The organism is Pseudomonas sp. TNT3 (genome assembly GCF_010095445.2).
Taxonomy (GTDB): Bacteria; Pseudomonadota; Gammaproteobacteria; order Pseudomonadales; family Pseudomonadaceae; genus Aquipseudomonas.
The window spans coordinates 1-12,910 of sequence record NZ_WFGV02000028.1 but is presented as its reverse complement, the minus strand read 5'-3'; the positions used below and the strand labels follow the sequence as shown (position 1 = coordinate 12,910).

Annotated in this window: 9 protein-coding genes and 1 pseudogene; 4 read left to right on the top strand and 6 right to left on the bottom strand. The window is 59.9% G+C overall.

Going from position 1 to position 12,910, the window contains the following annotated elements; genetic code table 11:
• Window positions 1-160: 160 nt before the first annotated feature.
• On the bottom strand, window positions 161-709 hold the full coding sequence (locus GBC55_RS17150) for a sugar ABC transporter ATPase (protein ID WP_162438723.1): 549 nt from the start codon (window positions 707-709) through the stop codon (window positions 161-163).
• 190 nt (window positions 710-899) lie between these two features.
• Complete coding sequence (locus GBC55_RS17145; protein WP_162438722.1) at window positions 900-1,667, bottom strand: sulfite exporter TauE/SafE family protein; 768 nt, start codon at window positions 1,665-1,667, stop codon at window positions 900-902.
• A gap of 100 nt (window positions 1,668-1,767) precedes the next feature.
• Here GBC55_RS17145 and GBC55_RS17140 point away from each other — a divergent pair, with 100 nt between their 5' ends.
• The 3 genes from GBC55_RS17140 (at window position 1,768) to GBC55_RS17130 (ending at window position 4,994) form a co-directional block, all read left to right on the top strand.
• Window positions 1,768-2,664, top strand: a complete 897-nt coding sequence (locus GBC55_RS17140; RefSeq protein ID WP_162438721.1) for a LysR family transcriptional regulator — start codon at window positions 1,768-1,770, stop codon at window positions 2,662-2,664.
• A 125-nt stretch (window positions 2,665-2,789) separates the two neighbouring features.
• Window positions 2,790-4,169 (top strand): exodeoxyribonuclease VII large subunit, encoded by a 1,380-nt coding sequence (gene xseA, locus GBC55_RS17135; protein WP_162438768.1) that lies wholly within the window; start codon window positions 2,790-2,792, stop codon window positions 4,167-4,169.
• Between the two features lie 3 nt (window positions 4,170-4,172).
• Window positions 4,173-4,994: a peptidoglycan DD-metalloendopeptidase family protein gene (locus GBC55_RS17130; protein ID WP_162438720.1), complete on the top strand. Its 822-nt coding sequence runs from the start codon at window positions 4,173-4,175 to the stop codon at window positions 4,992-4,994.
• Window positions 4,995-5,189: 195 nt separating this feature from the next.
• Here the strand turns inward: GBC55_RS17130 and GBC55_RS17125 are convergent, their stop codons facing one another.
• Together GBC55_RS17125 and purL are read right to left on the bottom strand one after the other, a co-directional pair.
• On the bottom strand, window positions 5,190-5,501 hold the full coding sequence (locus GBC55_RS17125) for a YqfO family protein (protein ID WP_162438719.1): 312 nt from the start codon (window positions 5,499-5,501) through the stop codon (window positions 5,190-5,192).
• A gap of 5 nt (window positions 5,502-5,506) precedes the next feature.
• Window positions 5,507-9,403 (bottom strand): phosphoribosylformylglycinamidine synthase, encoded by a 3,897-nt coding sequence (gene purL / locus GBC55_RS17120; protein ID WP_162438718.1) that lies wholly within the window; start codon window positions 9,401-9,403, stop codon window positions 5,507-5,509.
• 274 nt (window positions 9,404-9,677) lie between these two features.
• Here purL and mltF point away from each other — a divergent pair, with 274 nt between their 5' ends.
• A complete protein-coding gene (gene mltF / locus GBC55_RS17115) occupies window positions 9,678-11,138 on the top strand; it encodes a membrane-bound lytic murein transglycosylase MltF (protein ID WP_162438717.1) in 1,461 nt (486 codons plus the stop codon).
• A gap of 9 nt (window positions 11,139-11,147) precedes the next feature.
• Here the strand turns inward: mltF and pdxJ are convergent.
• Together pdxJ and recO are read right to left on the bottom strand one after the other, a co-directional pair.
• A pseudogene (gene pdxJ / locus GBC55_RS17110) lies at window positions 11,148-11,879 on the bottom strand (pyridoxine 5'-phosphate synthase); the annotation flags it as partial.
• Window positions 11,880-11,945: 66 nt separating this feature from the next.
• Window positions 11,946-12,635, bottom strand: coding sequence for a DNA repair protein RecO (gene recO / locus GBC55_RS17105; RefSeq protein WP_162438716.1), 690 nt, complete (start codon window positions 12,633-12,635; stop codon window positions 11,946-11,948).
• Between the last annotated feature and the right edge of the window lie 275 nt (window positions 12,636-12,910).

Below are 12,910 nucleotides of genomic sequence, written 5' to 3'. Positions count from 1 at the left end.
TTATTGTCATTACTGATATACGGGGATTACTTCACGAATTTGCGGGCACCGCTGCTTTTATGTAGGAGCTGCCGAAGGCTGCGATCTTTTGATCTTGTTTTCTAAAATCAAAGTCAAAAGATCGCAGCCTTCGGCAGCTCCTACAGGGGGTTGTGGTGCTTCAGAGTTCGACTTTCACCCAGCTGACCGGCTGATCGAGCCAGTCGGCAAACTCGTCGATAAAGCTCTGCTTGAACCCGGCCTCGGCCCAGTTGTTGAAGATGAACCCCAGGTTGGAAAACCCGCATTCCTGCAAAAACAGAAACCCGTTGATGTCGTCCTCGTGCCCGCATTCAGGGCAGGTGAAGTTGTCGGTACGTCCGGGCATCCACTCTTCCAGGCTTTCGAACAGCGCTTCGCCGATTTCCTTGCGGCACTCGGCACAGCCCGCCTCCTCCAGGAAACCCTTGGCCGGGGTGTAGATGCAGCGTTTGGTGATGATCTCCAGGCCATTGACCGGTTCACCAAATGGTAGTGCTTCCGGGTGCAGCACGACCGCGCGAGCGCCGTCGCCGATGGCATGAGCCATTCGATTGCCGGTTCGGCCACAGGTGGTCAGTTCTTCCTTGATGATGTTCTTGCGCACCAGCCAGCGCACGATCGCCCGCGCCCGGGGTTCGTGCACCGGCAGTGTAGAAATTTTCGGGACGATGATGCTTTGGGAATTCATGGTGCAAGCCTGCTCATACTGAATGATCCACCCTTGTAGGAGTGAGCCTGCTCCGGGCGGCGTTCCGACGATGGCGGTGGATCAGTCAATATTGATTTGCCTGATACACCGCCATCGTCGGAACGCCGCCCGGAGCAAGCTCACTCCTACAGGGTTTACGGCCGGCAGCTTAATCCCTGACAAGCACAGGTCAAGTACTCAAATACCGCCCGATCAAGGCAATTCCACTCGCCAGGACCAGCCAGGTCACAAGCCGCACGAATGCCTCGCGAGACAATCGCAGGGTCAGCCGCCGGCCGATCCATAGCCCTAACGCCATCGCGGGTAACAGACACAGCGCCAGTACCAACAAGGGTAGCTCGGCATACACGCCTGCGACGGCAAACAGGCTCAAACGCACCACCGTGCTGCAGCTGATCAGCGCGCTTTGGGTCGCGCGGGCCGCTTCCTTGGGCAGCCGACTGTTCAAATAGATCGCATATAAAAAACCGCCACTGCCAAACAACGCACCGAACATCCCGCCCACCGTGCCCATGGGCACTGCCCAACCGACCGACAACTGCGCCGGCCGTTTTTTGACCCACAAGCTATAGACCGCATAGGCACTGATGAACAGACCCATCAGTAACAGCAGCAGATCAGATTTCAGGTTGAGCAGAAAGATCACCCCCAACGTGCACCCCACTGCCATACAGGGCAACAGCCGCAGCAATTCGGGTTTCGCCACCTCCTTTCGTGAAGGCAGCAAATTGCCAAAGGCCGCCACGAAATCCAGCAAGACCAGCAGCGGCACGATCTTCGACAGCGGCATGAACAGAATCAGAATCGGCCCTGCCACCAGCGCCGTACCGAAGCCGGCAATGCCAAACACGATGTACGCCAGGGCGATACCCAGCCCGATCACCAGCCAATCCGTAGCGCCGAATGGCCACTGGCTCAACAACTCAATCACGTTCATCTGCCCGCCTTCCTTGAACACCTGTCATGACTTTAGCTATCGAGGAGGGTTGCGACTAATATCTTAAAAGTCGCTTACTCATCTCAAAAAGGCATGCCTCGTGTTATCGACCCGGCAACTGCGGTACTTCGTCGAGATCGCCGAATGTGGAAGTTTCAGCACGGCAGCAGAGCGCCTGTTCGTGGCGCAGTCGGCGCTTAGCCGGCAAATCAAGGACATGGAAAGTCGCCTGCAAACGCCGCTATTCGAACGTACCGCCCGCCAGCCCCGACTGACGGCGGCTGGCGAAGCGTTCTTGCCGCGGGCAAAAAACCTGCTGACCGAGTTGAACAAGGCCAGTGAATTGGCCACTCAAGTAGGCAACGGCCAGTTGGGCACTTTGCGCTTGAGTCATTCCAGCACCGTTCCCATGAGTGGTCGCCTGCTGCGTGGCATCATCGACTACCTGGATCAGCAGCCTGGGGTGTCCATGGACATCGTCAAACTCTCTTCCGAGGCGCAACTCGAAGAATTGGCCGAGGGCCGTCTGGATGTCGGGCTGTTGCGCCTGCCCGTGCTGCGTCAACGTGAAGGGGTGCAAATTATTCCTTTATATGAAGAACGCTTGCTGCTGGCCGTTCCACCCAGGCATTGGCTGGCTGTGGATAACCACGCACAGGGCGTCGATCTGGGCCTGCTGAAGGACGAAGCCTTTATCTCGATCCCGCATCCCCAGCGCGGCGGGCTAAGTTACCTGTCGGCTGAGTTGTGCATGCGTCAGGGCTTCTTTCCCAAAGCCGCCAGGGTGGTGTCGCGCAAAACCACGCAACTGCAATTGATCCAGGCCGGATTCGGCATCGCCCTGTTGCCGGAATCGATGCAAGACATTGCACCGCCCGACATCCGCTTCTTGCCGTTGGCTGACCCGGATTGCCAGAGCACCGTGGCCCTCGCCTGCCGGCAGAGCCCGACAGCGCTGGTTCAGCAATTCATCCAGCACATCATCACGCCCCTGTAGGAGCTGCCGCAGGCTGCGATCTTTTGATCTTGATTTAACATTTTGAAGATCAAAAGATCGCAGCCTGCGGCGGCTCCTACAGGGGATCGTGCATTCCGTTGGAGATTGCCTTTATCATGCGTCCCATGATTAAAGATCCCTTTGCAAGACTCGGCCTGGACCGTGAAGTCCTGACTGTCAGCCAGCTCAACGGCCGCGCGCGGGTGTTGCTTGAAGACGTGTTCAGCAACATCTGGGTCGAAGGCGAAATCTCCAACCTCGCCCGTCCGGCGTCCGGCCATGTGTATTTCACGCTGAAGGACAGCGGCGCCCAGGTGCGTTGCGCGTTGTTTCGGCAGAACGCCGCGCGGGTTCGTCAGGCGCTGAAGGACGGCCTGGCGGTCAAGGTTCGGGGCAAGGTTTCACTGTTCGAGGGGCGTGGCGACTATCAGTTGATCCTCGATACCGTGGAGCCAGCCGGTGATGGCGCCCTGCGCCTGGCATTCGATGCCTTGAAGGAAAAGCTCAGCGCCGAAGGTCTGTTCAGTGCCGAGCGCAAAGTGCCGCTGCCTGTGCACCCGCAACGCATCGGCATCATCAGTTCGCCGACCGGCGCAGTCATTCGCGACATTATCAGCGTGTTCAGACGCCGTGCTCCGCAGGTACAGCTGACGCTGATTCCAACCGCCGTGCAGGGTCGCGAAGCCACCGCGCAGATTGTTCGTGCGCTGAAGCTGGCCGATGCTCGCGGCTTCGACGCGTTGATCCTGGCTCGCGGCGGTGGTTCGCTGGAAGACCTCTGGTGTTTCAACGAAGAGGCCGTAGCCCGTGCCGTGGACGCCTGCGTGACGCCGATTGTCAGCGCCGTCGGGCATGAAACCGACGTGTCGATCAGTGACTTCGTCGCCGACGTGCGCGCACCAACGCCGTCCGCCGCCGCCGAGCTGCTGGCACCGGATTCCAGCGATCTTGTTCGCCGGGTCGAAAGCCTGCATCGACGTCTGGTCATGCGTATCCGCGATCGTCTGATGCGCGACCGTCTGCGCCTGGAAGGCATGTCACGTCGTCTGCGTCATCCCGGCGAACGCCTGCGTCAGCAAGCGCAACGCCTGGACGACCTGGACATGCGCATGCGCCGCGCGTTCGAACGCAACCTTAATACCCGTCGCGAGCGGTTGATCCGCCTGGAAACACGCCTTGCCGGCCAGCATCCGGGCCGGCAACTGGCGATGTTGCGCCAGCGCCTCGATAGCCTTGCCGAACGCCTGCCCCGCGCCATGCGTGAAGGCCTTAAAGGCCGGCGTCTGCAGCTGCAAAGCCAGATGCAGACACTGCATGTGGTCAGTCCGCTGGCGACCCTTGGCCGCGGCTACAGCATTCTGCTGGATGAACGCGGCAACGCAATTCGTAACGCCGCCCAGACGCACACCGGCCAGCGCCTGAAAGCCAAGCTTGGCGAAGGCGAGTTGCACGTTCGGGTCGAAGATAATCACCTGACGCCTGTCACCCTTTCTTTACTGGATTGATCCATGCCGCGTTTCTTAGCTTCGCTGTTTCTGCTGTGCCTGACCTTCAACGCCCACGCTGACAGCTACATCACCCGCCTGCTGAACAAGCCGGTACCGGGCGGCGTGGCGGTGGTTGATCTGGGCGCATCCGCCCAGGCGCCGAAAGCCAGCTACCAGGGCAAACCGGTACTGGTGGTCAAGGAACAGAACAACTGGCTGGCCATCGTCGGCGTGCCGCTGACCGTCAAACCGGGCACGCAGCAGGTCACCAGCGGCGGCCGCAACCTGCCCTTCATCGTCGGCAACAAGAAATACCCGGAACAGCACATCACCCTGAAAAATACCCAGCAGGTCAATCCGAACCCGGCAAACCTGAAACGCATCGAGGGTGAACTGGCCGAGCAAATCCAGGCCTACCGCAGCTTCAGCCCGAACACGCCGAGCAACCTGTTGCTGGACAAACCGGTCAACGGCCCACTGTCGAGCAAGTTCGGCGTACGTCGTTTCTTCAACGGCGAAGAACGCAATCCTCACGCCGGCCTGGATTTCGCCGTACCTGCCGGCACACCGATCAAGACGCCGGCGGCGGGCAAGGTGATTCTGATCGGCAACTACTTCTTCAATGGCAACACGGTATTCGTCGACCACGGCCAAGGGTTCATCAGCATGTTCTGCCACATGTCGAAGATTGACGTGAAAGTCGGCCAGCAAATGGCCCGGGGTGGCGTGGTCGGCAAGGTTGGTGCAACCGGCCGGGCAACCGGGCCGCACATGCACTGGAACATCAGCCTGAATGATGCTCGGGTTGATCCGGCGATATTTATTGGGGCGTTTCAGCCTTGAATCAAATTCGGCAAAATTCAGCGACGGTTTTTGATCTGGCTTTTGATCTTGATCCACCCGCCCTCGGCTTTCAGGTTGCCATCGCTGGCAGGCCAGCTCTCACGGTTTAAATCTCCACCCACTCATCAAACTCCGGACAATAAAAAACCCGCTGAAAACGCTTCAGCGGGTTTCTCATATCAGCGGTCCAGACGATCAGAAATCCTCAAGCCGCCACACTTCGTAAGCCGGTGTTTCATAGGGATGGCTGAGTTTCAACGCAGCCACTACGGCCACGATCAACTCATCCGCCACCACTAGCTCAACCTTCCACTCCTCGACCTGTTCGACCTGGCCACCTTGCCCAATGAACGGCTGACTGCCGTCCAGCGGGCGAAACTGGCCCAGGCCCAACACCTGCCATGAACAGTGGTCGTAAGCGCCGATTCGCCCGCCACCGGCAGCGAATACAGCGCTCTTGACCAACTCGACATGACTGGCCGGGACGAAGAAAGCGAGCTTGTACACGACGCTTAGTTCACCCACACGCGAGCGTTACGGAACATACGCATCCACGGCGCGTCTTCGTTCCAGTCTTCCGACCGCCACGAGTTCTGCACGGCGCGGAACACGCGCTCCGGGTGCGGCATCATGATGGTCACGCGACCGTCACGGCTGGTCAGCCCGGTGATGCCGCGCGGCGAACCGTTCGGGTTGGCCGGGTAGCTCTCGGTGACCTTGCCGTGGTTGTCGACGAAACGCATCGATACGCAACCCGACAGATCAGCTTCAAGCAACGCTTCTTCGCTGGCGAATTCGGCGTGACCTTCACCGTGAGCGATGGCGATCGGCATGCGCGAACCGGCCATGCCTTGCAGGAAGATCGAGTTCGACTCCTGGACCTGAACCATCGCCACGCGCGCTTCGAATTGCTCGGAACGGTTACGCACAAAGTGCGGCCAGAACTCGCTGCCCGGAATCAGCTCGTGCAGGTTGGACATCATCTGGCAACCGTTGCACACGCCGAGGGTGAAGCTGTCGTTACGTTCGAAGAAGCCCTGGAACGCGTCGCGAGCACGGCTGTTGAACAGCGCGGACTTGGCCCAGCCTTCGCCGGCACCCAGTACGTCGCCGTAGGAGAAACCACCGCAAGCGACCAGACCTTTGAACTCGTTCAGGTCGACACGGCCGGCGAGAATGTCGCTCATGTGCACGTCGATCGCGCTGAAACCGGCGCGGTCGAAGGCGGCTGCCATTTCCACCTGACCGTTGACGCCCTGCTCACGCAGTACGGCAACCTGTGGGCGAATGCCTTTCTTGATGTAAGGCGCGGCAACGTTCTGGTTGACGTCGAAGCTCAGCTTGACGCTCAGGCCCGGGTTGTCTTCTTCCAGCAGCACGTCGAATTCTTGCTCGGCACAATCGGCGTTATCACGCAGGCGCTGGATCTGGTAGCTGGTTTCAGCCCAGGTACGCTGCAGCAGACGACGCTGGCCTTCGAACACGGTTTCGCCGTTGAAGGTGATGTTGATCTGGCCGTTGTTCATCGGCTGACCGATCACCGACACGCACTCGCCCAGACCGGCAGCACTGAATTGCGCAAGGATGTCTGGTGTAGCGTCCTGGCGAACCTGAATCACGGCACCCAGTTCTTCGTTGAACAGGATGGCAGCGATGTCGGCGGATGTTTCTGCCAGACCGTCGAGGTTCAGGCTCAGACCGCAGTGACCGGCAAACGCCATTTCTACAGTGCTGGTCAGCAGACCACCGTCGGAACGGTCGTGGTAGGCCAGCAAGTGACCGTCGGCGTTGAGGCCCTGGATCACCGCGAAGAAGGCTTTGAGGTCTTCGGCATCATCAACGTCTGGAGCCTGGGAACCGAGCTTGCCGTGAACCTGGGCCAGGATCGAGGCGCCCATGCGGTTCTGGCCACGACCCAGATCGATCAGGATCAGGTCGGTGGTGCCCTTGTCCATGCGCAGTTCCGGGGTCAGGGTCTGACGGATGTCAGCCACTGGCGCGAAACCGGTCACGATCAGCGACATCGGCGACGTCACGGTTTTGTCGACGCCTTCGTCGTTCCAGCGCGTGGCCATGGACATGGAGTCCTTGCCCACTGGAATGGTGATGCCCAACTCAGGGCACAATTCCATGCCGACCGCTTTCACGGTGTCGTACAGACGTGCGTCTTCACCTGGGTGACCGGCAGCGGACATCCAGTTGGCCGACAGTTTGATGTCGGAAATCTTGTTGATGCGCGAAGCGGCGATGTTGGTCAGGGTTTCACCGATGGCCATACGGCCGGACGCCGGAGCATTCAGCAGTGCCAGCGGAGTACGCTCGCCCATGGCCATGGCTTCACCGGTGTAAACGTCGAAACTGGTGGCAGTGACGGCAACGTCGGCGACCGGAACCTGCCAGGGGCCGACCATCTGATCACGGGCCACGAGGCCGGTGATGGTGCGGTCACCGATGGTGATCAGGAAGCTTTTGCTGGCGACAGCCGGGTGATGCAGAACGCGCTCGACGCAGTCTGCGATCTCCAGGGTGCTCGGATCGAAATCATCGCCCAGTTCGTTTTCACGTACAGCCGAACGGTGCATGCGCGGGGCTTTGCCCAGCAGCACTTCCAGTGGCATGTCCACCGGGCTGTTGCCGAAGTGGCTGTCGGTGACCGTCAGTTGCGGCTCGGCAGTGGCTTCGCCGACGACGGCAAACGGGCAACGCTCGCGTTCGCAGATCGCCTGGAAGCGTTCGAAGTCAGCCGGGCCGACCGCCAGAACGTAACGTTCCTGGGATTCGTTGCTCCAGATTTCGTGCGGGGCCATGCCCGGCTCGTCGTTTGGAATGTTGCGCAGTTCGAAACGGCCACCACGGTTACCGTCGTTGACCAGTTCCGGGAAGGCATTGGACAGACCACCCGCGCCGACGTCATGGATGAAGCTGATCGGGTTTTTGTCACCCAGCTGCCAGCAACGGTCGATGACTTCCTGGCAGCGGCGTTCCATCTCAGGGTTTTCGCGCTGTACAGAGGCGAAGTCGAGGTCCGCCGAGCTGGTGCCGGTGGCCATGGAGGAAGCCGCACCGCCACCCAGACCGATCAGCATCGCCGGGCCGCCGAGCACGATCAGCTTGGAGCCGACGGTGATCTCGCCTTTCTGCACGTGTTCGGCACGGATGTTACCCATGCCGCCCGCCAGCATGATCGGCTTGTGGTAGCCACGAACTTCGTCGCCATGCGGGGTAGTGATCGACTGTTCGAAGGTACGGAAGTAACCGGTCAGTGCCGGGCGGCCGAATTCGTTGTTGAACGCGGCACCACCCAGTGGGCCTTCGATCATGATGTCCAGCGCGGTAACGATGCGCTCAGGCTTGCCGTACGGCACTTCCCACGGCTGTTCGAAGCCCGGGATTTGCAGGTTGGATACGGTGAAACCGGTCAGGCCAGCCTTTGGCTTGGCGCCGCGACCGGTGGCACCTTCGTCGCGGATTTCGCCACCGGAACCGGTGGACGCGCCCGGGAACGGGGCAATCGCGGTCGGGTGGTTGTGCGTCTCGACTTTCATCAGGATGTGCACCGGTTCCTGCACCGCACCGTACTGGCGGGTTTCAGGGTCCGGGAAGAAGCGGCCGGCAACGTTACCGACGATCACCGACGCGTTGTCCTTATAAGCGGACAAAACGCCTTCGCTGTGCATCTGGTAAGTATTCTTGATCATGCCGAACAGGCTTTTTTCCTGGCTCTGACCGTCGATATCCCAACTGGCGTTGAAGATCTTGTGACGGCAGTGCTCGGAGTTCGCCTGGGCAAACATCATCAGTTCGATGTCGTGCGGGTTGCGCTTCAAGCCAATGAAGGCGTTGACCAGATAGTCGATCTCGTCTTCAGCCAGGGCCAGGCCCAGTTCGGTGTTGGCTTTTTCCAGCGCGGCACGGCCGCCACCCAACACATCGATCGCGGTGAGCGGTTTCGGCTCAGCGTGGCTGAACAGGCCGGCGGCTTGTTCGAGGCTGGCGAGAACGATCTGGGTCATGCGGTCGTGCAAGGCGTCCGAGATCAACTGCGCTTCGGTGTCGCTGAACTGGCCGGCAACATAGAAGGCGATGCCGCGCTCAAGGCGCTGGATCTTGGCCAGGCCGCAGTTGCGGGCAATGTCGCTGGCCTTGCTCGACCACGGCGAGATAGTGCCGAAACGCGGTAACACCAGGAACAGACGACCGGTCGGCTCCTGGACAGGAACACTTGGGCCGTACTTCAGAAGGCGCGCAAGCACCTGCTGTTCGTCGCCGGTCAGGACGCCGGTAACTTCAGCGAAGTGAGCGAATTCAGCATACAAGCCGCTGACAGCCGGGACTTTCTGGCTCAGTTGCTCAAGGAGTTTGCTGTGGCGAAAGGCAGAAAGGGCAGGAGCGCCGCGCAGGATCAACATCTTCGGGACAGCCTCGGGAAGGGGTGTGCTTTGAGGCCGTGCATTCTAGCCTAAACCGCCCGCGACATCACCCGAAACGGTACGGGCGGCCATACCCGGGCGTCGGCCTGGGGATTCGAACCTTAAATCGAAGTGCATGCGGGGTTATTTTTGCTGTCACAAATAAGCGTTCAGGCCCATTCCTGCGGGCTCTGGAGCGGTTTTTCGATCTCTAGCAGACTAGCCCTTCGCTGTCGAGATATGGCGCTCGTGGTCCTTTGCGTATACTGCGCAGATGTTTTCCCCAACGGCTTTGCGTCCGCGGTACGCCAAATGGCTGATCGCAACCGGACTCTTCCTGATGCTCAACGGGTGTGTTGATAAACCCAACACACTGGAGCGCGTAAAGGAGGATGGTGTGCTGCGGGTGGTTACCCGAAACAGTCCCGCCACCTACTTTCAGGATCGCAACGGTGAAACCGGCTTCGAATATGAGCTGGTGAAGCGTTTCGCCGACGATCTGGGGGTCGAGCTCAAAATCGAAACCGCCGACAACCTTGATGACCTGTTCAATCAGGTGGGCAAACCTAACGGCCCTGTCATGGCTGCTGCCGGTCTGGTCAGCAGCGAGCAACGCAAGAAGCAAGTGCGGTTTTCCCACTCTTACCTCGAAGTCACTCCCCAGATCATCTATCGCAATGGCCAATCGCGGCCAACCGATGCAGGCGATCTGGTCGGCAAGAAGATCATGGTGCTCAAGGGCAGCACCCACGCCGAACAATTGGCAGAGCTGAAAAAGAAATTCCCCGCCATTGAATACGAAGAGTCCGACGCGGTTGAAGTCGTGGACCTGCTGCGGATGGTTGACGAAGGCCAGATCGATCTGACCCTGGTCGACTCCAATGAAGTGGCGATGAACCAGGTCTACTTCACCAACATACGGGTCGCTTTCGACCTGGGCGACGCCAGCAACCAGAGCTGGGCGGTGGCAGCGGGCGAAGACAACAGCCTGCTCAACGAGATCAACAGTTACCTCGACAAAGTGAAGAAGAACGGCACGTTGCAGCGGCTCAAGGATCGCTATTACGGCCACGTCGATGTCCTCGGCTACATGGGCGCCACCACCTTCGCCCAACATTTGCAGCAACGGCTTCCCAAGTACGAACAGCACTTCAAGGCTTACGCCAAGAAAGAGAAGGTCGACTGGCGCTTGCTGGCGGCGGTGGGTTATCAGGAGTCCCTGTGGCAACCGGCCGTCACGTCCAAGACGGGCGTTCGGGGGTTGATGATGCTGACCCAGAATACGGCGCAGGCCATGGGCGTCTCCAATCGGCTCGACCCCAAACAAAGCATCATGGGCGGGGCCAAGTACCTGGCCTACATGAAGGATCAGCTGGACGAGTCGATCCAGGAACCTGATCGCACCTGGTTTGCACTCGCGGCCTACAACGTTGGCAGCGGCCACCTCGATGACGCCCGCAAACTGACCGCCAAGGAAGGGTTGAACCCGGACAAATGGCTGGACGTGAAGAAGATCCTGCCGCGCCTGTCCCAAAAGCAGTGGTACAGCAAAACCCGATACGGCTACGCCCGAGGCGGCGAGCCTGTGCACTTTGTGGCGAACATTCGGCGCTACTACGACATTCTGACCTGGGTCACGCAGCCGCAGCTTGAAGGCGATCAAGTGGCCGAGGGCAACCTGCATGTGCCGGGCATCGACAAGACCAAGCCGAGCCAGGAAACGCCGCAGCTTTAAAGCAAAGATCGCAGCCAGAATCAGCGCTTTCATCTCCGACACCGCCGACTTGAAGCCGACGAACAGCGCGTGCGCCACCAGCGCGTGGCCGATGTTCAGTTCGTTGATGCCCTTGATCGCGGCGACCGCTTCAACGTTGTGGTAGTGCAAACCGTGGCCGGCGTTGACGATCAAACCCTGGGCCAGACCGAAGGCTACGCCGTCCGCTACACGCTTCAGCTCTTCAGCCACGTCGGTCGGCGTCTCGGCATCCGCGTAGCGACCGGTGTGCAGTTCGATCGCCGGCGCGCCAACACGACGAGAGGCCTCGATCTGACGCTCATCGGCATCAATGAACAGCGACACTTCGCAGCCGATTTTCGCCAGGCGATCCACTGCGGCCTTGATGCGAGCTTCCTGCCCCGCTACGTCCAGGCCACCTTCAGTGGTCAATTCCTGGCGGGTTTCCGGCACCAGGCAGATGTGCGCCGGACGTATACGCTCGGCAAACGCCATCATCTCTTCCGTGACACCCATTTCGAAGTTCATGCGGGTTTGCAGAACGTCCTTGAGCAACAGTACGTCGCGCTCCTGGATATGCCGACGGTCTTCGCGCAGATGCACGGTAATTCCGTCAGCGCCCGCCTCTTCCGCGTCCAGCGCAGCCTTGACCGGATCGGGATAGCGAGTGCCCCGGGCCTGACGCAGAGTGGCAACGTGATCAATGTTCACGCCAAGAAGAATGCGATTGCTGGTGGTCACGGAAGCGCTCCTGAAGAGGGGAAAGTTCGGTGCACAGCATACACGGGGATATTGGCTCTGTTGACCCTAGGGCTTTCGAAACAACTCTCGGGACACCAGCGGGCGACCGCCCAGATGCACAGCCAGCGCCTGTCGCATCAAACGCTTGGCAGCCGACAACGCGCCAGGGGCCGACCAGTCGGCTTCGGCCATGGCCAGCAATTCAGTGCCGTTGAACAGACCGGGCTGCAGCAGATACACCCGCTCAAGCCCCGCGTCCACTTGCAAACGGTACAGGCCATCCGGCGCGATCGTCTCGCCGTGGATGTCGGTACTCAGCGCAAAGCCATAACCAAGATCATCCAGCAGCCGCCACTCAAAGGAACGCAGCAGCGGTTCCAGGGGACGGCCCTCGGCCAGCGCAATCAATGTCGCAGCATAGTGATCGAATACGCCAGGAAGAGGGTCTTCAGCGGGCAGCATTCGAATCAGCAGTTCATTGAGATAGAGGCCACTGAACAGTGCCTCCCCGATGAGCCAGGTGGACACACCCGCACTTTCCATACGCCCGACGTTCTTCAGCTCGCCCCGCCCCCGAAACTCCACTTCCAGCGGCACGAACGGTCGCGCCAATGTCCCGGCCTTGCCCCGAGCACTGCGCAACACCGCCCGCAGCCGACCTTGCGGCGTGAGGAAGTCCACCAGCGCACTGCTTTCGCGGTAAGCGCGGGTGTGGAGTACGAAGGCGGGTTGGGCGATGGGCGGGGTTTGCGACATGGAAGTCAGGGTTCTCAATAAAGAAACGCAGGCTTATGAAACACCCAAAACCACTGTGGGAGCGAGCCTGCTCGCGATAGCGGTGTGACAGTCGGCATCAATGCTGAATGTTACACCGCTATCGCGAGCAGGCTCGCTTGTATGTTTAGACTTGAAGGGGTGGGGTGGGACTACAGACTCGATTCTGACTCTGACCAGTACAGACTGTGGGAGACTTCTCGTCCCACCCCTTCTACCCAAAGCGCCGATAAGGAATGCATCGGTCAAACCGACGA

What these genes read in the sequence shown, in the direction of transcription:
- GBC55_RS17150 (WP_162438723.1), bottom strand. Translation starts at nt 709, where the DNA reads ATGAATTCCCAAAGCATCATCGTCCCGAAAATTTCTACACTGCCGGTG.
- recO (WP_162438716.1), bottom strand. Translation starts at nt 12,635, where the DNA reads ATGTCGCAAACCCCGCCCATCGCCCAACCCGCCTTCGTACTCCACACC.
- GBC55_RS17145 (WP_162438722.1), bottom strand. Translation starts at nt 1,667, where the DNA reads ATGAACGTGATTGAGTTGTTGAGCCAGTGGCCATTCGGCGCTACGGAT.
- mltF (WP_162438717.1), top strand. Translation starts at nt 9,678, where the DNA reads ATGTTTTCCCCAACGGCTTTGCGTCCGCGGTACGCCAAATGGCTGATC.
- purL (WP_162438718.1), bottom strand. Translation starts at nt 9,403, where the DNA reads ATGTTGATCCTGCGCGGCGCTCCTGCCCTTTCTGCCTTTCGCCACAGC.
- xseA (WP_162438768.1), top strand. Translation starts at nt 2,790, where the DNA reads ATGATTAAAGATCCCTTTGCAAGACTCGGCCTGGACCGTGAAGTCCTG.
- GBC55_RS17130 (WP_162438720.1), top strand. Translation starts at nt 4,173, where the DNA reads ATGCCGCGTTTCTTAGCTTCGCTGTTTCTGCTGTGCCTGACCTTCAAC.